General features: G+C 64.4%; 19 protein-coding genes. 12 read left to right on the forward strand and 7 right to left on the reverse strand.

Features of this window, described 5'->3' with window-relative positions; translation table 11 throughout:
• Positions 1-38 precede the first annotated feature (38 nt).
• The gene (locus QWY74_RS09395; RefSeq protein WP_264823926.1) at positions 39-1106 is read left to right on the forward strand and encodes an NAD(P)H-dependent glycerol-3-phosphate dehydrogenase; all 1068 of its coding nucleotides are present in this window, start codon (positions 39-41) and stop codon (positions 1104-1106) included.
• The gene (sixA, locus tag QWY74_RS09400) at positions 1099-1584 is read left to right on the forward strand and encodes a phosphohistidine phosphatase SixA (protein ID WP_264823925.1); all 486 of its coding nucleotides are present in this window, start codon (positions 1099-1101) and stop codon (positions 1582-1584) included. Before QWY74_RS09395 ends, sixA begins: the two co-directional genes overlap by 8 nt.
• Positions 1585-1608: 24 nt before the next feature.
• Here the strand turns inward: sixA and QWY74_RS09405 are convergent, their stop codons facing one another.
• A complete protein-coding gene (locus QWY74_RS09405) occupies positions 1609-2568 on the reverse strand; it encodes an AEC family transporter (protein WP_264823924.1) in 960 nt (319 codons plus the stop codon).
• A gap of 277 nt (positions 2569-2845) precedes the next feature.
• Between QWY74_RS09405 and QWY74_RS09410 the strand changes: the two genes are divergently transcribed.
• From QWY74_RS09410 to QWY74_RS09420, 3 genes are read left to right on the forward strand one after another with little or no spacing between them, the layout of a single operon-like run.
• Positions 2846-3658 carry an alpha/beta fold hydrolase gene (locus QWY74_RS09410; protein WP_264823923.1) on the forward strand — a complete coding sequence of 271 codons (813 nt, stop codon included), beginning with the start codon at positions 2846-2848 and terminating at the stop codon, positions 3656-3658.
• On the forward strand, positions 3655-4530 hold the full coding sequence (locus QWY74_RS09415; protein WP_264823922.1) for an alpha/beta fold hydrolase: 876 nt from the start codon (positions 3655-3657) through the stop codon (positions 4528-4530). The genes QWY74_RS09410 and QWY74_RS09415 overlap by 4 nt, the downstream gene beginning before the upstream one ends.
• Positions 4531-4567: 37 nt before the next feature.
• Complete coding sequence (locus tag QWY74_RS09420) at positions 4568-5572, forward strand: patatin-like phospholipase family protein (protein WP_264823921.1); 1005 nt, start codon at positions 4568-4570, stop codon at positions 5570-5572.
• An 8-nt stretch (positions 5573-5580) separates the two neighbouring features.
• Here QWY74_RS09420 and QWY74_RS09425 read toward each other — a convergent pair whose 3' ends face one another.
• The gene (locus QWY74_RS09425; RefSeq protein WP_264823920.1) at positions 5581-6153 is read right to left on the reverse strand and encodes a Smr/MutS family protein; all 573 of its coding nucleotides are present in this window, start codon (positions 6151-6153) and stop codon (positions 5581-5583) included.
• A gap of 170 nt (positions 6154-6323) precedes the next feature.
• On the opposite strand from QWY74_RS09425, the gene prmB reads away from it, so the two are divergent.
• The 5 genes from prmB (at position 6324) to phaC (ending at position 11408) form a co-directional block, all read left to right on the forward strand.
• Positions 6324-7280 (forward strand): 50S ribosomal protein L3 N(5)-glutamine methyltransferase, encoded by a 957-nt coding sequence (gene prmB, locus QWY74_RS09430; RefSeq protein ID WP_264823919.1) that lies wholly within the window; start codon positions 6324-6326, stop codon positions 7278-7280.
• Between the two features lie 20 nt (positions 7281-7300).
• Positions 7301-8386 (forward strand): chorismate synthase, encoded by a 1086-nt coding sequence (aroC, locus tag QWY74_RS09435; RefSeq protein ID WP_264823918.1) that lies wholly within the window; start codon positions 7301-7303, stop codon positions 8384-8386.
• A gap of 118 nt (positions 8387-8504) precedes the next feature.
• Complete coding sequence (locus QWY74_RS09440; RefSeq protein ID WP_264823917.1) at positions 8505-8885, forward strand: hypothetical protein; 381 nt, start codon at positions 8505-8507, stop codon at positions 8883-8885.
• A 127-nt stretch (positions 8886-9012) separates the two neighbouring features.
• Complete coding sequence (locus QWY74_RS09445; RefSeq protein WP_264823916.1) at positions 9013-9471, forward strand: phasin family protein; 459 nt, start codon at positions 9013-9015, stop codon at positions 9469-9471.
• A gap of 107 nt (positions 9472-9578) precedes the next feature.
• Positions 9579-11408, forward strand: coding sequence for a class I poly(R)-hydroxyalkanoic acid synthase (gene phaC / locus QWY74_RS09450; protein WP_290314209.1), 1830 nt, complete (start codon positions 9579-9581; stop codon positions 11406-11408).
• Positions 11409-11641: 233 nt separating this feature from the next.
• On the opposite strand, the gene lnt is transcribed toward phaC, so the two are convergent.
• The 5 genes from lnt to miaB all read right to left on the reverse strand — a co-directional run bounded on the left by lnt (position 11642) and on the right by miaB (position 17052).
• Positions 11642-13114, reverse strand: coding sequence for an apolipoprotein N-acyltransferase (gene lnt / locus QWY74_RS09455; protein ID WP_264823914.1), 1473 nt, complete (start codon positions 13112-13114; stop codon positions 11642-11644).
• 27 nt (positions 13115-13141) lie between these two features.
• Positions 13142-14008 (reverse strand): CorC family transporter, encoded by an 867-nt coding sequence (locus QWY74_RS09460; protein ID WP_290314210.1) that lies wholly within the window; start codon positions 14006-14008, stop codon positions 13142-13144.
• A complete protein-coding gene (ybeY, locus tag QWY74_RS09465; protein ID WP_264823912.1) occupies positions 14005-14520 on the reverse strand; it encodes an rRNA maturation RNase YbeY in 516 nt (171 codons plus the stop codon). The genes QWY74_RS09460 and ybeY overlap by 4 nt, the downstream gene beginning before the upstream one ends.
• Entirely contained in the window at positions 14517-15614 is a 1098-nt protein-coding gene (locus QWY74_RS09470; RefSeq protein ID WP_435389145.1) for a PhoH family protein, read from the reverse strand. The genes ybeY and QWY74_RS09470 overlap by 4 nt, the downstream gene beginning before the upstream one ends.
• 94 nt (positions 15615-15708) lie before the next feature.
• A complete protein-coding gene (miaB, locus tag QWY74_RS09475) occupies positions 15709-17052 on the reverse strand; it encodes a tRNA (N6-isopentenyl adenosine(37)-C2)-methylthiotransferase MiaB (RefSeq protein WP_264823910.1) in 1344 nt (447 codons plus the stop codon).
• A 397-nt stretch (positions 17053-17449) separates the two neighbouring features.
• Here miaB and QWY74_RS09480 point away from each other — a divergent pair, with 397 nt between their 5' ends.
• Positions 17450-18091 carry a TIGR04211 family SH3 domain-containing protein gene (locus tag QWY74_RS09480; RefSeq protein WP_264823909.1) on the forward strand — a complete coding sequence of 214 codons (642 nt, stop codon included), beginning with the start codon at positions 17450-17452 and terminating at the stop codon, positions 18089-18091.
• Between the two features lie 31 nt (positions 18092-18122).
• Entirely contained in the window at positions 18123-18764 is a 642-nt protein-coding gene (locus tag QWY74_RS09485) for a class I SAM-dependent methyltransferase (RefSeq protein ID WP_264823908.1), read from the forward strand.
• The last annotated feature ends 31 nt before the right edge of the window (positions 18765-18795 follow it).

An 18795-nucleotide genomic window follows, 5' to 3' on the forward strand; every position in this document is an offset into this window, starting at 1 on the left:
GTTACAATCCTGCCCACACACTCTTGCACGGGGCGATCATGTCCGATGAGCACAACAGGGTCGCGGTGCTGGGCGGCGGTAGCTTCGGCACCGCCCTGGCCAGCATCGCAGCCGATAATGGCTTCGAGGTGCGACAGTGGCTGCGCGATGCCGAACTCGCCGCTCAGATCAACCGCGAGCATCGCAATGGACGCTACCTGCCCGATTTCGCCATCAACCCCGCCGTGGTAGCCCATACGCAGCTCGCTGAGGCGTTGCAGGGGGCGGGACTGGTGCTGGTGGCCATTCCCTCCAAGGGCTTTCGTGATGTAGTGCGTCAGGCGCGCCCCTGGCTCGAGCCCGAGTGCATCCTGGTCAGTACCACCAAGGGCATTCAGGAAGATGGCTTCAAGCTGATGAGCCGGATTCTCGAAGAGGAGACGGATGGCCAGCATATCGGGGTGCTATCGGGACCCAACCTGGCCTCGGAGGTCGCCCAGCATCAGTTGACGGCCTCGGTCATCGCCAGCCATGACCCCTTGACTCGCACCCGCGTGCAGACCGCGCTGGGCTGCGACTATTTCCGCGTCTATGCCAGCAATGACCGCTATGGTGTGGAGCTCGGCGGGGCCCTGAAGAACATCTATGCCATTGCCGCCGGCATGGCCGCGGCGCTGGGCATGGGCGAAAACACCCGCAGCATGCTGATGACGCGTGCCCTGGCGGAGATGAGCCGCTTCGCGGTCGCCCAGGGCGCCAATCCTATGACCTTTCTCGGGCTCGCCGGGGTCGGCGATCTGATCGTGACCTGTTCCTCGAGCCTGTCGCGCAACTATCGGGTCGGTTTTGCGCTCGGCGAGGGGCACAGCCTGGACAAGGCCGTGGAGGTGCTCGGCCAGGTGGCGGAAGGCGTCAACACCGTGCGCCTGGTGCGTGACATGGCGCATCAGGAAGGTGTCTACATGCCGTTGGCCGAGGGGCTCTATCAGGTGCTCTTTCGGGATGTGCCGGCCCGTGACATGGCGCGCCTGCTGATGCAGGGTGAGCAGAGCAGCGATGTGGAATTCGTTCTGCCGCGCGAAAATGTACAGCAGGATCACCGCGACTCGGGACCGAACGATGGCTGAAACCCTGATGATCATGCGCCACGGTGAAGCCGCGGCGGGGCGACCGGATAGCGAACGCGAACTGACACCCACGGGGCATCGTGAAGCCGCGCGCATGGCGGCGTGGCTGGCCGGGCGTCGGGACCAGGACCTCGCCCGCTTGCGGCTGCTGGTCAGCCCGTATCGACGCGCTCAACAGACGGCCGAGCCTATCGCCGAGGCGCTGGGCGCTTCTGTGGAGACCCTGGCCCTGATCACACCGGATGATGACCCGCGGGTTGTACTCGACTGGCTGCTGGAACAACCCATGGAAGGGCCTGTCATGCTGGTCAGCCACATGCCGTTGGTCGGCGCCCTGACCGGCCTGCTGGTGGAAGGGCGCAGCGAGCATGGCCTGGGCTTGCCGACCGCCGCCATCGCCGAACTCACGGCCGAAGTGCCGGCAGCCGGTTGTGCACGCCTGGCCGGCTTCATCACGCCCGCTGACCTTCCCACCTGACCTGGCGCGGCTCCCTATCTCTAACTAGATTACGCCGGCGATACGCAGCATGAAAACACCGGCCGTCACCGTAATGCTGGCCATCAGGGTGGTCAGGGCAATGATGTTGGCGGTGAGGGTCTCATCACCGCCCATGGCCTTGGCCATCACGAAAGCCGCGGCCGCCGTGGGGCTGGCGAAGAACAGGAACATGACGCCCAGCTCGCGCCCTTCGAAGCCGGCCCACCAGGCCATGGCGGTCGCCAGGATGGGGATGCCGACCATCTTCCACAGGCTGGCGCCCAGGGCGGTGTGGAAGCTTTTCTTGAAGGCGCGCGTCGAGAGGGTGCCGCCGATGCAGATCAAGGCCAGCGGTAGGGTCAGCGAGGCAAAGTAATCGCCGCTAGTGGCCAGCCACACCGGCAGCTCGACCTCCACAATCGCCAGTGGGGTGGCCGCCAGCACCGCCAGAATCAGTGGGTTCTTGCCAATGTGGCCGACAATACTGCGCCACTGGGCATGGCTCGATCGCTTGTCGCGGGGGCGGTAGGCGCTGAGCACCAGCACCGCAAGCATGTTGTAGGTCAGGATCACCACCCCCAGCAGTAAGCCGCCGATGGACAGCCCGGCCTCGCCATACATGCCGTGGGCCAGCGCCAGGCCGACAATCCCGCAATTGCCGCGAAAGGCGCCCTGCACATAGACGCCGCGCTGATGCCAGGGCACCCGCCATGCCGCCCAGCCCCAACTGATCAGGAAGCAGGCCAGCGTCGCCAGTGCGAAGAACAGCAGCAGCCAAGGATCCAGGGTGCTGTCCAGATCCGCCCCGATCAGGCTCAGGAAGATCAGCGTCGGCAGGGTGGCGCGGAATACCAGCCGGGACGCCGTATTGATGAACCCCTGGTCGATCCAGCCCAGCCGCTTCAGGCCAACACCGATGAACACCATAGCAAAGACCGGCAGGGTGATGTTCAGTGTGGAAAGGAAAACGGTCAGCAAGCTCATCAGCGAATCATCCACAGTCCCACGATCACCGCCAGCAATACGGTGGCGAAAAAGAGGCGGTTGCGCAGGCGATTGTCGCGGCGGGGCTTGTCAGTGTGGTGCGGCACGGTGGCTCCTCGAGCAGGCGGGTGAGTCGAAGGTCTCGGGTACGCGGACGCAAGAAGATGATACGCTCGCATGAAACGGTTGAATGAAATGGGTCCCGGAGTGACCCCTTGCGTCATGGTATTCCCGTTAGCCTGCTATCTCCAGTTGTCCCGTTGCTCGGAAGTCGATCATGCTCTCGCCCGATACCGCCATACCGCTTGTCTTCGCCCATGCCAACGGCTTTCCCGGCCGCAGTTATCGCAGCTTTCTGGCCCCCATGGCGAAGGATTTCGACCTCCATCCCGTCGAGCGGCTCGGGCATCATCCCGACTTTCCGGTGGGCCACAACTGGCTGGCGCTGCGTGATGAGTTGCTGGAAACCCTGTCCACCCTGTCGTCTCCCGTGGTGGGCGTGGGGCACTCCATGGGAGGTGTGCTGATGGCCATGGCGGCCGAGCAAGCCCCGGCGCGTTTTCATTGTGTGGTCATGCTGGATCCCCCCTTGATGCTGGGTATCGATGCCCTGGCCATGAAGCTGGCCAAGCGCCTGGGGCTGATGGACCGCCTGACGCCGGCCGGCCGCAGTCTGGGGCGACGCTCCGTGTGGGCCAGCCGGGACGAGATGCGCGACTACCTGATGCAACGACGCCTGTTCCGGTGCTTTACCGAACCGGCACTCGAGGACTATCTACAGGCCGGCGCCGACGTACAGCCGGATGGGCAGCTCCGACTGCGCTATGACCCGGATATCGAGGTCGAGATATTTCGCCACCTGCCCGACCATCTGAATGGCCTGCCGTCGCGCTTGCAGGTGCCGGTGGGAGTGCTGGCGGGGCAGGACTCGGACCTGATGACACCGCGTCGAAGGCAACGTCTGCGGCGTCATGGGGTGTCGGTCAGCGAGGTGTCTGGTGGCCACATGTTCCCCATGGAGCATCCCCGGGCGGCTCGTCTGGGCTTGCAGCAACTCCTCGATCGACTGATGCCCGGAGAAGTCCGATGAGTGACGCGATACCCCTTAGCCTGGCCAGCCATCGCCTGGCCGCCCTGTCCTGGGGAGATGCCGCGGCGCCGACCTGGCTGGCACTGCATGGCTGGCTGGACAATGCGGCGAGCTTTTCCCGGCTGGCGCCGTATCTGGTGGAGCAACTGGGCATCCGGGTGGTGGCGCTGGATTTCGCCGGTCATGGCCATTCGCGACACCGAGCGGGCGACGGCGATTACGCGCTCTGGGATTATTGCCATGATGTGCTCGATGCCCTGGATGCTCTGGGACTCGACAGCGCGCCTCTGCTGGCGCATTCCATGGGCGCCGGCGTGGCCTGCCTGCTGGCCGCCGGCTTGCCGGAACGTATCGCCGGCCTGCGCCTGATCGATGGCCTGGGCGCCCTGAGCACCCCGCCTTCGGGCGTCGCGGAGCAGCTGCGCAAGGGGTTGCTGGCGGCCCGCCGGCCATCCTCGCCATCGCCGTGTTATGCGGATCTCGACAGTGCCGTGCAGTCGCGGGTGAGGGGCAGTGTCACTCCGATCGATGCCGAGACCGCGCGGCCACTGGTGAAGCGCAACCTCGAAGCCCTGTCCACGGGCGGGTGGCAGCTGCGCAGCGATCCGCGGCTGCGCTGGCCGTCGCCGGTTCGCTTCACCTCGGAACAGGTCAGTGCCATGCTGGAAGCCATCTGCTGTGAGGTATTATTGGTCGAGGGCAAGGACGGCATTCTGGCTCAACGGGAACAAGCCGCCCGCGCACGGGCCGCGGTCCAGGGGCTGACGCGGTGCGTCCTGCCGGGTGGTCACCATCTTCATCTGCAGGCCGAGCGAGTGCCGGCGGTCGCGGAGGCCATCGTGGCGCATCAGCTGGCCGCCGAGGGGCGCTGACCCGGCTTGCCGGAATCGATCAACAGGAGGAGATTTCATGGACGAAACGCAGGCTGCACAGGGCAATGGTCGACGCGTCATGCTGGCACTGGGGAGTGGCGGTGCCCGGGGCTATGCCCACATCGGCGTGATCGAAGAGCTGGAAGCCCGAGGTTACGAGATCGTGGCACTATCCGGGTGCTCCATGGGGGCGCTGGTGGCCGGTGTCTATGCGGCCGGCCAGTTGAGCGCCTATCGGGACTGGGTGTGTCGCCTCGATTATTTTGACGTCCTGCGCCTGGTGGACGTCACCTGGAGCCCGATGGGCGCCATGAAGGCCAGCAAGGTCATGAGCAAGCTCTCTGAACTGGTGGGGGATGCGCTGATCGAGGATTTGCCAGTGCCGGTGACCACGGTGGCCACTGACCTGACACGCCAGCGCGAGGTGTGGTTCCAGTCCGGCTCCCTGCTGAAGGCCGTGCGCGCCTCGATAGCCGTGCCCGGTGTCATCACCCCGGTCTATCGCGGTTCTCAGGTGCTGGTGGATGGCGGCCTGCTCAATCCGCTGCCGGTGATGCCGGCCGTGGAAGCGCGCGCCGATTTTGTGATGGCCGTCAATGCCACGGCCCAGACGTCGCGCCCCATCTCGCTGGATGCCATGCTGCCGCCCGACGAGGCGGCCGAAGAGCGGGCTCGAGAGGAAGCCCGGGATGCCTCGGAGGGTGTCGACTTCGATGGCTGGATGAAGGGCGTGAAGGGCGCGACCCGACGGCTGTTCGATGGCTTCGGTGGCGGCGAGAGCGACGAGGAACCGGGCACGCAGGAACGCGACCAGCGCGCCTGGGGGCGTCTCGACATGATGTTGGCGTCCTTCGACATCGCCCAGGGGGCGATTGCCAATTACCGCCTGGCCGGCTACCCGCCGGATGTGCTGGTCAAGATCCCCAAGACGGTGTGCGGCGCCTACGAGTTTCATCGCGCCGAGGCGCTGATTCGTCTGGGGCGCCATCTGGCAAGGGAAGCGCTGGACAAGCGCGAACGCGAGCTCGCCGAAGGCATCTGATCAAGGCATCAGGCCTGGCGATGGCGCCGCAATAGGACATAGACGGCGCCGGTCCCGCCATCGACGGGTGTCGCCGAACAGAAGGCCAGCACGCTCGGCCACTCGCGCAGCCAGGCGTTGACGTGACTCTTGATGACCGGGTAATCCGCGCTGGCGCCCCAGGCTTTGCCATGCACGACCAGCACGCAGCGCGCGCGTTCGGCCTCGGCCTCGTGGAGGAAGCTCTCCAGCTCCTGGCGCGCCTCGTCGATGGTGTAGCCATGCAGGTCGAGACCTGCCTGCCAGCCGAGCCGGCCCTTCTTGAGCTCGCTGCGCGTACGATAGGGCAGGTCGGGAAGGGCGAAGTCGAGATAGGTCGAGGGCCTGACGGGCTCGACACGGCCGTCCGAGGTGCGTCCCGGCACATTCTGGTTGCCGGCGTCCGTCGCCGCGGCTCGTCGCGCCTGGGCGGCCTCCTCGGCGCGCCGGGGGCGCCCCGGGTCGGCGCGATTGTGCTGCATGGGGCGCACACCGGCCTCGCTTAGCGCCTGGCGAAAGGCGCTGATCTCGTCGTCATCCGGCTTCTGGCGTCGTCGGCTCATGGTCAGGCTCGTCGGCCACGCGGCGTGGCGTCGTGAAGTGCATGCAAGGGGCGGTGGCCGCTTTCTGGCAGCAAGTCTCCAGTATAACGGCCCTGGCGTGGCTGTGAACCGCCGGCGGAGGTACAATCGTCAGTCCACGCTTATCATGCAACCGCCCAACAGGATGCCCCGTGGCCGATTACGACTGCACTTCATCGACTTCCACCCTGACGCTTGGCAACGGCGAACTCGCCGAGGGGCTGATCACTCTGCGGGACTGCCTGCGCTGGGCCACCAGCGAGTTTCACCTGGCCGGCCTTCATTACGGTCACGGTACCGATTCGGCCTGGGACGAGGCCGTGGCGCTTACCCTGGGGGCCCTGCATCTGCCCTGGAATGTCGACCCCGGCGTACTCGATGCCCGCCTGCTGCCCATGGAACGCGCGCGCATTGTGGCGCTGGTGCGCGAGCGTATCGCCAGCCGGCGCCCCTTGCCCTATCTGCTGGGGGAGGCGTTCTTCGCCGGTGTCCCCTTCAATGTCGACGAGCGGGTGTTGATCCCGCGCTCGCCGATCGCCGAGCTGATCGAAGATGGCTTCGACGCCTGGTTTCCGGTCGAGCCGCCGACGCGGGTGCTGGACCTGTGCGCCGGATCCGGCTGCATCGGCATTGCCACGGCACTGTATCTGCCGACCAGCGAGGTGGACCTGGCCGATGTCAGTCCCGAGGCTCTGGAGGTATCGCGACAGAACATCACCCGCCACGATGTCGGCGCTCGAGTGCGCGCCGTGATCGCGGATCTTTTCGACGGACTGGAAGGGCAGTGTTATGACGTCATCGTCTCAAACCCGCCTTATGTCGATGCCCGCGACCTGGCCGCCATGCCTCGCGAGTTTCATCACGAACCGAGCCTGGCACTGGGAGCCGGGGCCGATGGCCTGGACATCGTGCGGCGCATCCTGCGCGAGGCCCGCCAGTACCTGAGCGACGACGGGGTGCTGATTGTCGAGGTCGGCAACTCCGATCACCACCTGGAGGCGGCGTTTCCCGAAGTGCCCTTTATGTGGCTTGAATTCGAACGTGGCGGTCAGGGCGTGTTGGCACTGACCGCCGCGGAACTCGACGCCCATGCGGCGTCCTTCGCCTGATTCGTCATTGAGGAGCGCCCATGTCCGGCAACACCTTCGGCAAGTTGTTCACCCTGACCACCTTCGGCGAGAGCCACGGCCCGGCCCTTGGTGCCATCATCGATGGCTGCCCGCCCGGGGTGGTGGTGGATGAGGCCACTCTGCAGCACGAGCTGGATCGTCGTCGCCCCGGTTCGTCGCGCTTCACCACCCAGCGTCGCGAGCCCGATCAGGTGCGTATCCTTTCCGGTGTCTTCGAGGGCGTGACGACCGGTACCTCGATCGGCTTGATGATCGAGAACACCGATCAGCGCTCCAAGGATTATTCGCGCATCAAGGACCAGTTCCGGCCAGCCCATGCGGATTACACCTACCATCACAAGTACGGGCGCCGCGATTACCGTGGGGGCGGGCGTTCCAGTGCCCGCGAGACCGCCATGCGCGTTGCCGCCGGCGCCATTGCCAAGCAGTACCTGGCCGGGCTGGGGATTCGGGTGCGCGGCTACATGAGCCAGCTCGGCCCTATCGAGATTGCGTTTCGCGACTGGCAGGCCGTGGACGAGAACCCCTTCTTCTGCCCCGACCCGGACAAGGTGCCGGAGCTCGAGGACTACATGGAACAGCTGCGCCGCGACCAGGACTCCGTGGGAGCGAAGATCTCGGTGGTGGCTGAGGGTGTACCGCCCGGTCTGGGCGAGCCGGTCTTCGATCGCCTGGATGCCGAGCTGGCCCATGGCCTGATGAGCATCAACGCGGTCAAGGGAGTGGAAATCGGCGACGGCTTCGCCGCGGTGGCCCAGCACGGCAGCGAGCACCGCGATGAGATGACCTCGGAGGGCTTCCTGTCCAACCATGCCGGCGGCGTGCTGGGGGGCATTTCCAGTGGTCAGACGATCATCGCCCATCTGGCCCTCAAGCCGACCTCCAGCATCACCACACCGGGGCGTTCCATCGACATTCACGGCGAGCCGGTCGAGGTCATCACCCGCGGGCGGCACGATCCCTGCGTGGGCATTCGCGCCACGCCGATCGCCGAGGCGATGATGGCCCTGACGCTGATGGACCATCTGTTGCGCCACCGCGGGCAGAATCACGATGTGGTGGTGTCGACGCCGCGCCTGTCGTGACTGGGCCAGGGTGCCGGCCTGGCCGAGCATGCCTTCCCGTCCAGGGAACGCAGCGAGCGCTGGTGGGGCTGCTACACTGTGGCAGTGATACGCCACTCATCAGTCAGGTACGTAACCCATGAAGATCAATGTCGAATTCGATTTGACGCCCGATGAGTTTCGCCGGGCACTCGGGCTGCCCGATGTAGAAGCCTTTCAGCAGGATCTGTTGCAACGCATTCAGAACCAGATGGAGTCGGGCGTAGAGGGGTATGACCCTATGAGCCTGATGCAGCCCTTCCTTCAGCAACCCTTCTTTCAGCAGGGCATGCAACAGAGCATGGCCAATGTCGGCAATTATCAGCAGATGATGATGGACATGCTGAACCGCGCCGCGTCCAGTGCCGGTCGCCAGGCATCAGGGGACGACGACGACCCCGCCGCCTCGAAGACCTCCGGCAAGAGCGGTGCCGAGGCATCCTCGGCCAGCGCCAGTTCACGCAGCAAGCGCAGCAGTTGACGCATGTCGTGCCGGCTTTACAGCCGGCAGATGTCATTATCTTGCAACCTGAGGCGTGCCAGACTAGCCTTTGTGCAGTGCAGCAAAAATGCTGCGTCATCCGATCGCTGTTCGGGAGGTAACGACCATGCAAGACAAGATGATGGATTCATTCAACCAGCAGGCCCGCGAGTTCTTCACGCCTATGCGCAAGCTCAACTCCCTGATGCTCGACAACATGGAGCGGGTAACGCAATATCAGCTGGAGGCCATGAAGCGCTACAGTCAGATGGGCACTTCCACGCTGCGTGATGCCACCGACATCAGTGATGCCGAGCAGGCTCGTGACTTCGGCACGCGCCAGGTCGAGATGATGACCGAGCTCTCCAACCAGATGCTGGCCGATGTGCGCGCCATGAGTGAAATGAGCCAGCGCATGAAAAGCGAGATGGAAGCCTTGTTCGGCGAGTCCGGTCAGGCCATGGCCGACAGCATGGAAGAGGCGACCCAGGCCACTCAGCAGAGCGCCAAGTCCGAAGGCACCGCCAAGGCCAACAGCCAGGCCGGTCGCAAGCGTGGCTCCGGTAACGGCAACAGCTCCAGCTGACGCCCACCAGGGCCACAGTTCAGGAAGCTTGCAGCCAGTTCTGTCATGAGCCGTCATCCTGTCGACCAACCGGGTGACGGCCTTTCTTTAGAGACCGGGAGGGGGCGATGCAGCCAGGGAATCATGCGCCGTCGCAGGAAGAACTCGCAGCCTGGGGTGAACAGGCCCGATTGATTGGTGAGCACTACCAGGCACTGCTCGAGGATGTGCTGCCTCGGCTGGTACCCGACAGTGCGGCGGAATCTGTCTATACCGACATGCGCGATACTTTTCGTGCTGGTGCCCAAGCGCTCAATCGTGACCCGTCGCTGTTCTATCAGACCCAGGTGCGTCTGATGCAGGACCAGTACCAGCTCTGGCAGTACGGGCTCCAGGCGTTCGCTGGCCAGCAGATCGAGCCCCTGGTGACGCCGGCCCGGGGCGACCGGCGCTTTCGCGATGAGGCCTGGCAGAACGAACCCTTCTACATGGCCATCATGCAGCAGTACCTGTTGTTCGCCCAGCGAGTCGAGGCGCTGATCGACAACCTCGAGGGTCTCTCGGACGAAAACCGCCGCAATCTTGCCTTCTATGCCCGGCAACTGGTCAATGCCATGTCGCCGACCAACTTCGTGACCACCAACCCGGAGGTCATGCGCCGCACCCTGGAAACCCGCGGGCAGAACCTGGTCGACGGCCTGGCGCGCCTGCGCGAGGACTTGGCCAACTCGGTCGAGGGCATCAATGTCACCATGACCGATCGCACGGCCTTCAAGGTCGGCGAGAACATCGCGGTCACCCCGGGCTCGGTGGTCTTCGAGAACGAGCTGATGCAGCTGATTCAGTATGCGCCCAGCACCGAGAAGGTCTTCAAGACTCCCCTGCTGGTGGTACCGCCCTGGATCAACAAGTATTACGTGCTGGACCTGCGCCAGGAAAACTCGCTGATCAAATGGCTGGTGGACCAGGGCCACACGGTCTTCCTGATCTCATGGCGCAACCCGGGGCCCGAGCAGCGGGACCTGACCTGGGCCGATTACATGCAGATGGGCCCCATCGCCGCCATGGAAGCCATCGAACAGGCGATCGGCGAGAAATCGGTCAACCTGCTGAGTTACTGCGTGGGTGGGACTCTGGCGGCTTCCACCGTGGCCTATCTGACCAGCACGCGGCGCGGCCGCAAGGTGCGCTCCGTGACCTACATGGCCACGCTGCAGGACTTCCGTGACCCGGGTGAGCTGGGCGTATTCCTCACCGAGCCGGTGCTGGCCGGACTCGAGCAGAAACTCGAGCAGGATGGCTATCTGGATGGCCGTGTGATGGCCTATTCCTTCAACCTGCTGCGCGAGAATGACCTCTTCTGGTCGTTCTACATCAACAACTACCTCAAGGGCGACGCTCCGGCGCCGTTCGACCTGTTGTACTGGAACACCGATGGCACCAACCTGCCGGCCGGCACCCATGGTTGGTACCTGCGGCATCTGTATCGCGAGAACCGCCTGGTCCAGCCCAATGGCATCGAACTGGACGGCGTCAAGATCGACCTGCGCAAGATCTCTACCCCCAGCTATTTCGTGTCGACCCGCGAGGATCACATCGCCAAGTGGAACAGCACCTACTACGGTGCCCTGCTGCCCAAGGGGCCGGTGACCTTCGTGCTGGGTGGCTCCGGCCACATCGCGGGGATCGTCAACCCGCCGCACAAGAACAAGTACGGCTTCTGGACCAATGACGAGCTACCGGACGACCACGAAGCCTGGCTGGAAGGCGCCGAAGCCCACGAAGGCTCCTGGTGGCCGCACTGGCAGGCCTGGATGACCGACAACGGCTACGCCGATGCCGAGAAGATGGTCGCGGCCCGCCAACCCGGCGACGGCGAACTCGACATCCTCGAACCCGCCCCCGGCCGCTACGTCACCACCACGATCCCCGAAGTGCTGGGTGAAGGCCAAGGCTGATGCTGAAAGAGGTAAGAACGCGGCTGGCGCCGCTGGAAGAAGGAAGAACGGCGCTTCGCGCCTTGAAGAGGGAAGAAAAAACCTTGACTCCATGCCGTCGTGGGTCATGCTGCCTTCCTTCTTCCTTCTTCCTTCTTCCTTCTTCCTTCTTCCTTCTTCCTTCTTCCTTCTTCCTTCTTCCTTCTTCCTTCTTCCTTCTTCCTTCTTCCTTCTTCCTTCTTCCTTCTTCCTTCTTATCCCCTGCGCCGGCGCCCCCGCACCCCTGCGAGTGCCATCCCCAGCCCGAGCAGCCAGACCGGCCAGCTGCCGGTGTGGGTGAAGGGGGTGAGGCCTTCCATCGGGGTGAATTCGCCGATCAGGGTGGCGGTCTCGAACTGGGGCAGGCGCTTTGTGATTCGGCCCCGGGAGTCGATGATGGCGGTCACGCCGTTGCTGGTGGCGCGTACCACATAGCGGCCGTTTTCCAGGGCGCGCAGTCGAGCCATCTGCAGGTGCTGTTGCGGCCCCAGGGAGTCGCCGAACCAGCTGTCGTTAGAGAGTGTCAGGATCACCTCGGCTTCGCGGGCCTGTTTTGCCACCAGGTCGGCATAGATGATCTCGTAGCAGATGGCGTTGCCGATGTGGGTCCCGGCGGCCATCAGGGGGGCTTGATCCGCCGCGCCCGGGGTCATGGCCGGCATGGGCAGGTCGAAGAAGGCGATGGCACCCCGCAACAGGCTCTCCAGTGGCAGGTATTCGCCGAAGGGCACCAGGTGGTGTTTGCGGTATTCGCCCTCGACGCCGTTGCGCCCCACCACACTGTTATAGAACAGCCCCTGTGCATCGCGTTGCAGGATACCGGTGAGCAGCTGTGTCTCGTCTCCCAGGCTGGCCTGGGCGCGCTCGATGATGGGAGCGGCCCGGTCCTCGAACATCGGCAGGGCGGCCTCCGGCCAGATCACCAGGTCGAGCGGAGTGCTGTTGAGTTGTCGGGTCTGGCGCAGATAGGTGTCGATGGCCGTACGCTGCCCCTGGGGCGTCCACTTGATGTGTTGCGAGAGGTTGCCCTGCAACAGGGCCACCCGCACCGGGTCGCCGGCGGGTTGTGTCCAGTGCATCGGCAGAGCCAGCGGCATCAGCCACAGACCGGCCAGGGGCAGGGCGCACCACCAGCGCCGGCGCAGTAGCTGGACGCCCAGGGCGCCGCTCAGTGCGGTCACCAGCGACAGTAGATAGGCCCCACCGACAGGCGCCCAGGGGGCCAGCGGCGAGTCGACCTGGCCGCTGCCCAGTAGAAGCCAGGGAAAGCCGGTGAACAGCCAGGTGCGCAATGCTTCGCCCAGCACCCAGGCGCCGGCAAAAGTGATGACGTCCAGACGCGGCCCGATCAGGCGGCGGTAGAGCCCTAGTGACACGGCAGGGAACAGCGCCATGGCCGCGACGAACAGGGCGGTCAGGGCAATGGCCAGGGGGACGCCGGTATAGCCGAAGTCGTGGATCGAGACATAGACCCAGGAGACGCCGCTGGCGAACAGCCCCAGGCCGTAATACCAGCCCCGCCAGGCCGCCTGGCGCGGCGTGCTCTCGCTGAGTCCTGCATACATCAGGCCGGCCGCGATGGGGGCGAGCCACCACAGCATGAAGGGGGCGGCGGAGAGGGTGGTCAGGACACCGGCGACGACCGCGGCGAGATAGCCGAGGCGAGGGTGGCGGCAAAAGGCGTGCATGGTTCCGTCCGTGGTGATCGAGCCTGGTCAGGTGTCGTCGTGTCCGATGCGCTCGGCTTCCAACAGGCGGATGCGACGGTTGTCGGCATTCAGCACGGTAAAACGCCAGCCGCCGATGTCGGTGTATTCGCCACGTCCGGGCAGGTGGCCAAAGCCCTGCATGATCAGGCCGCCCAGGGTGTCGAATTCCTCATCGGAAAATTGTGTGCCGAAGTGGTCGTTGAAATCCTCGATCGGCGTCAGGGCGCGAATCGCGAAGCGGCCTTCGCCGAGGTCGCGGATGTCGGCTTCCTCGTCGGTATCGTGTTCGTCCTCGATGTCCCCGACGATTTCCTCGAGGATGTCCTCGATGGTCACGATGCCGGCCGTGCCCCCGTACTCGTCGACGACCACGGCCATGTGATTGTGGGTGTCGCGGAATTCCTTGAGCAGGCTGTTGAGGCGCTTGGATTCGGGCACGAACATGGCCGGGCGCAGAACTTCCTCGACCTGGAAGACATGGCCGTTGTCGTAGCCCTGGCGAAGCAGCGGCAGCAGATCCTTGACCAGCAGGATGCCCTTGATTTCGTCGAGGTTTTCGCCGATGACCGGATACCGGGAGTGCCCGGTCTCGAGGATCACGGGCAGATACTCCTCCAGCGGCTGGTCGAGGTCGATGGCATTGACCTGAGAGCGCGGAATGAGTACTTCGCGAACCTGCTGGTCACTGATGTTGAGCGCGCCCTCGATGATCATCATGGCATCCTGCTCGAGTTTCAGCCGGGTTGCCGCCTGGCGCAGGAATTCCAGCAGCTCGTCTCGTGAGTTGGGTTCATCACTGTCACTGGACAGGGCGCTGAACAACTTGTCGAGCCAGGACTTGCTGCTCTGGCTGCTCGATCGGTCTTCGCTCATGCGTCGGCTCTCTCGTCCTCGGAATCGATATGACCTGTGGGCGGGCTGGGGCTCATGTAAGGGTCGGCAATGCCCAGCTCGGCGAGAATGTGGCGCTCCAGGGCTTCCATGTCCTCGGCCTCCGCGTCCTCGATATGATCGTAACCCAACAGATGCAGCGTGCCATGCACGACCATATGCGCATAGTGATCGCGACATGACTTGTGCTGCTGGTTGGCTTCCTCGACCACCACGGGGTGGCAGATCACCAGATCACCCAGCAATGGCAGGGGAACACCCGGCGGACATTCAAAGGGAAAGGAGAGCACATTGGTCGGCCGATCGCGATCACGATAATCACGGTTCAACGCCTGGCTCTCGGCGGCATCGACAAAGCGAATGGTCAACTCGCGGCGTGTCTCGTCGGGGTGGCGGGCCAACACGCCAGCGACCCAGGCTTCCAGTTGCGCCTGGTCGGGCAGGTCGTCGGCCGCCACGGCCACCTGGCGGTCGATGTCGGGTGCCGAGCTCATTCGTTGCCCGCCTCCCTGTCGTCCCGGCGCTGCTGACGCAGGGCTTCCCGTTCCTGCTCGCGAGCTTCGCGCCTGGCCCGGGCATCGGCTTCTTCCTCCGCCTCGAAAATATCGTAGGCTTCGATGATGCGCTGGACCAGCGGATGGCGCACCACGTCCTTGGCGGCGAAATGGGTGACCCCGATGCCCTGGGTGTCCTTGAGCACATCGAGCACCTGGATGAGGCCTGACGTCTGACCGCGGGGCAGGTCGACCTGGGTAATATCGCCGGTGATGACGGCAGTGGAGCCGAATCCGATGCGCGTCAGGAACATCTTCATCTGCTCGCGCGTGGTGTTCTGACTCTCATCCAGGATGATGAACGCATTGTTGAGCGTTCGCCCTCGCATGTACGCCAATGGCGCGACCTCGATGATCTGGCGCTCGATGAGCTTGGCGACCTGCTCGAAGCCGATCATTTCGTACAGGGCGTCGTACAGGGGGCGCAGGTAAGGGTCGATCTTCTGGGCCAGGTCGCCCGGCAGGAAGCCGAGCTTTTCGCCGGCTTCGACGGCCGGGCGCACCAGCAGGATGCGCCGCACTTCCTGTTGGTTCAGCGCTTCCACGGCCGCAGCCACGGCCAGATACGTCTTGCCGGTACCGGCCGGGCCGATGCCGAAGTTGATGTCATGCGCCCGAATGCTCGAGACATAGCCCTGTTGATTGATGCCGCGTGGCTTGATGAGCGCCTTGGGCGTGCGAATCAGGACTTCACCCTCGTCCCCGGGGCTGTCCTCTTCTTCCTCCAGCGCCTCGATGCCCGATTCCTGGAGAAACAGGTGCACGGTATCAGGCGTCAGCTCGGTCGCTTCGGTCTCGCGATACAGGTGCTCGACGACATTCGCGGCGGCCTTGACCCTGGGACCCGGCCCGGCGAGCTGAAAGGTATTGCCACGATTGCGCAGGGTCACGCCAAGGCGCTCCTCGACGAGCTTGAGGTGCTCGTCGCGCTGCCCGCACAGAGCGGCCAGACGGCGCGGATCGTTGGGCTCGAGGTTGAGGGTGATGACGCGATTGGCCGAAGTAGATGACTGGCTCAAAGGGCACGAATCCATCGTTGGGTGTGTGATGAGCAACAGCTTACTGCCCCGGAGCTTGCCGGGGCAACGTGCTGAAGGTGGCGAGGGAGCCGTATGGCGCCGGAGCGCCCTAGAAGCACTCCGGCGATGCCAGCTCGCCACGCAGTGAGTTGGGCAGTGCCTCGGTGATTTCCACATCGACGAAATAACCGATCAGCTCGGTGGGGTTCGGCGCGCGGAAGTTGACCACCCGGTTGTTCTCGGTTCGCCCGGACAGCTGGCCCGGATCCTTGGACGAGAAGCCGGTGACCAGGACGCGCTCCGTGGTCCCCACCATGCGGCGGCTGATCTGCATGGCCTGCTGATTTATGCGCTCCTGAAGGATGGCTAGGCGCTGCTTCTTGACCTCTTCCGGTGTCTCGTCGGGCAGATCGGCCGCCGGTGTACCCGGACGGGCCGAGTAGACGAAACTGAAGGACACATCGAAGCCGATGCGATGGATGAGATCCATGGTCGACTCGAAGTCCTCCTCTGTCTCGCCGGGAAAGCCGATGATGAAGTCCGAGGAGAAGCTGATGTCCGGCCGCAGGGCGCGGATGCGCTCCAGCTTGGCAACATATTGTTCGACGGTGTGGCCCCGTTTCATGGCGGCAAGCACCTTGTCCGACCCGGCCTGCACGGGCAGGTGGAGGTGGCTGACCAGCTCCGGTATCTCGCCGTAAGCCTCGATCAGGCTGTCGGAGAATTCCACCGGGTGCGAGGTCGTGAAGCGAATCCGGTCGATTCCCTCGACAGCGGCCACGCAACTGATCAGTTCGGCCAGGTCGATTTCGTCACCCAGCTGGTTGGCGCCACAGTAGGCATTGACGTTCTGTCCCAGCAGGTTGATTTCGCGAACCCCCTGGTCGGCCAGATGGATGACCTCGTCCATCACCGTCTCGAAGGGACGCGACACCTCCTCGCCACGGGTGTAGGGCACCACGCAGAAGGTGCAGTACTTCGAGCACCCTTCCATGATCGAGACAAAGGCGGTGGCCCCATCGGCAGTGGGCTTGGGCAGATGATCGAACTTCTCGATCTCCGGGAAGGTGACATCCACCACGGAGATCTTGTCCTCCTGGCGGCTTTCGAGCATCGACGGCACGCGGTGCAGGGTCTGCGGGCCGAAGACCATATCCACCTGAGGGGCCCGCTTGCGCAGTGCCTCACCTTCCTGGCTGGCGACACAGCCGCCGACGCCGATGACCAGGTCTGGATTGGCTTCCTTGAGCTTCTTCCAGCGACCCAGCTGATGGAAGACTTTTTCCTGGGCCTTCTCGCGGATCGAGCAGGTGTTGAGCAGGATGACATCGGCATCCCGTTCGTCGTCGGTAAGTTCCAGCTGGTGGGATTCGCCGAGCATATCCGCCATGCGTGCGGAGTCATACTCGTTCATCTGGCAGCCGTGTGTCTTGATGAAGAGTTTCTTCGCCATAAGAGTCTGGTCGTGGCGCGAGGCCCGACGGGTTTACACCGGTGGATGATCGTTCGCGGGGCAAGACCTGGGGTCTTTCGATAGGTTGTCCATTATACGTGCTGCAGGTCAGGCTTGTCATGGTCTGTGGCCGCGGCCCGGGGGCCTGCCGGGGCTGCCCGACTGTGGTACCGTTATGTTTTTCGTCGGTCACGAGTGCTGGTCATGAATTGATCGCTGACTCGGCTGGGCCGGCATCGCGCCGTCGGGGAAGGGTTTCCAGCCGCTTTCCCGCGACTTATCCACAACAGCGGTGGATACGTCGCGCGTCAGGCCCGCGGCGGCGTGGAATGCGAGAGGGACGCCACGCGGTGCAGCACGGCGTCCGATGGACAGCTTGGACAGCCAGGATAACGGCATGACAAAGCAGCAACGCAGAATCACCCTTCTGGGCCTACTGATCGGGGCGCTGGCCCAGCCGGTGCAGGCCCAGCAAGCGGAAAATGACGAGGGCGAGGCCGAGCGCTGGGTCACCGACGAGTTGACCACCTATGTGCGCAGCGGCTCCACGGACGAGTACCGGATTGTCGGCCGCCTGACGGCGGGTGATCCGGTCACGATGCTCAGTGTCGAGGGTGACTACACCGAGGTGCGCAGTCAGAGCGGCGATGTCGTCTGGATCCCCAGCGACCGCTTGCAGGACACTCCCAGTGCGCATGTGCAATTGCCTCGCCTGGAAGAGCAGGCCAGCGAGCTGCGTTCCCGGCTGGTGGAGGTCACGGATACCTGGGAAGGCCGTGTCCAGGCGCTCAACGAAACCCTAGAAGTGCGCGAGACGCGCATCGCCGAGCTGGAAGACCGCAACCAGCAGCTGGCCAGCGAGGCCGATGCATCGCGCGAGAAGGCGCGTGAACTGGAAGCGCGCCTGAATACCCGGGAAAATGACCTCCTGATGCGCTACCTGATGTACGGGGGCGGTATCGCCGGTGGCGGGCTGCTGGTCGGTCTGATCGTGCCGCACCTGCCGCGCCGGCGTCGCAAGCGCGATCGCTGGTTCTGAGCGGGTTTTCCGAACGTCGGGAGGAGACGGCATGGCGCAGGAGTGGCAGGATCGCTGGCAGCAGGGGCGTATCGGCTTTCATCGCGAGACGATTCATCCGGCATTGCCGCACTATTGGTCCGGCCTCGAGCGAGGCGTCGGCACCCGGGTTCTGGTGCCACTGTGCGGCAAGAGCCATGACATGCGCTGGCTCGCCAAGCAGGGGCACAGGGTGCTGGGTGTCGAGTTCGTCGAGACCGCCATCGAGCAGTTCGTCGCCGAGGGCGAGGGTGAGGTGACGCATGACACCCAGCACCCCTTCACCATCACCCGCCAGGGTGATGTGGAGCTCTGGTGCGGCGACTTCTTTCACTTCCCCCTGGACCACGCCGATGCCTTCGGCGCCTTCTATGATCGCGCTGCCCTGATTGCCTTGTCGGAACCCGCGCGACAACGCTATGCCTTTCACCTGGCGCAGCTATTGCCACCCGGTGTGCCCGGGCTTCTGGTCTCCTTGACGCGGGCGCCCGGCGATGAGGGCGGACCGCCTTACACCGTCACGGCGGAGGAGGTGCGTGAGCTGTTCGCGGCCAACTTCGAGGTACGTCACTTGGTCGACGCGCCACGCGATGCCGACAGCGGTTTTCAGGAAAGCGTCTGGCAGTTGACGAGGCGGGGGCCCCGGGGCCATTGATCTCCCGGGGGGCGACAGGCCGTCGCCCCGG

Origin of the sequence: Halomonas almeriensis (assembly GCF_030409235.1) — a bacterium.
Lineage (GTDB): Bacteria > Pseudomonadota > Gammaproteobacteria > Pseudomonadales > Halomonadaceae > Halomonas > Halomonas almeriensis.

Bases quoted from the DNA above. Each gene is read 5' to 3' on its own strand.
- QWY74_RS09440 (WP_264823917.1), top strand. From the start codon at position 8,505: ATGAAGATCAATGTCGAATTCGATTTGACGCCCGATGAGTTTCGCCGG.
- QWY74_RS09410 (WP_264823923.1), top strand. From the start codon at position 2,846: ATGCTCTCGCCCGATACCGCCATACCGCTTGTCTTCGCCCATGCCAAC.
- QWY74_RS09415 (WP_264823922.1), top strand. From the start codon at position 3,655: ATGAGTGACGCGATACCCCTTAGCCTGGCCAGCCATCGCCTGGCCGCC.
- QWY74_RS09445 (WP_264823916.1), top strand. From the start codon at position 9,013: ATGCAAGACAAGATGATGGATTCATTCAACCAGCAGGCCCGCGAGTTC.
- QWY74_RS09485 (WP_264823908.1), top strand. From the start codon at position 18,123: ATGGCGCAGGAGTGGCAGGATCGCTGGCAGCAGGGGCGTATCGGCTTT.
- phaC (WP_290314209.1), top strand. From the start codon at position 9,579: ATGCAGCCAGGGAATCATGCGCCGTCGCAGGAAGAACTCGCAGCCTGG.
- QWY74_RS09480 (WP_264823909.1), top strand. From the start codon at position 17,450: ATGACAAAGCAGCAACGCAGAATCACCCTTCTGGGCCTACTGATCGGG.
- QWY74_RS09470 (WP_435389145.1), bottom strand. From the start codon at position 15,614: ATGGATTCGTGCCCTTTGAGCCAGTCATCTACTTCGGCCAATCGCGTC.
- lnt (WP_264823914.1), bottom strand. From the start codon at position 13,114: ATGCACGCCTTTTGCCGCCACCCTCGCCTCGGCTATCTCGCCGCGGTC.
- QWY74_RS09460 (WP_290314210.1), bottom strand. From the start codon at position 14,008: ATGAGCGAAGACCGATCGAGCAGCCAGAGCAGCAAGTCCTGGCTCGAC.
- aroC (WP_264823918.1), top strand. From the start codon at position 7,301: ATGTCCGGCAACACCTTCGGCAAGTTGTTCACCCTGACCACCTTCGGC.
- miaB (WP_264823910.1), bottom strand. From the start codon at position 17,052: ATGGCGAAGAAACTCTTCATCAAGACACACGGCTGCCAGATGAACGAG.
- QWY74_RS09425 (WP_264823920.1), bottom strand. From the start codon at position 6,153: ATGAGCCGACGACGCCAGAAGCCGGATGACGACGAGATCAGCGCCTTT.
- sixA (WP_264823925.1), top strand. From the start codon at position 1,099: ATGGCTGAAACCCTGATGATCATGCGCCACGGTGAAGCCGCGGCGGGG.
- ybeY (WP_264823912.1), bottom strand. From the start codon at position 14,520: ATGAGCTCGGCACCCGACATCGACCGCCAGGTGGCCGTGGCGGCCGAC.
- QWY74_RS09420 (WP_264823921.1), top strand. From the start codon at position 4,568: ATGGACGAAACGCAGGCTGCACAGGGCAATGGTCGACGCGTCATGCTG.
- QWY74_RS09395 (WP_264823926.1), top strand. From the start codon at position 39: ATGTCCGATGAGCACAACAGGGTCGCGGTGCTGGGCGGCGGTAGCTTC.
- QWY74_RS09405 (WP_264823924.1), bottom strand. From the start codon at position 2,568: ATGAGCTTGCTGACCGTTTTCCTTTCCACACTGAACATCACCCTGCCG.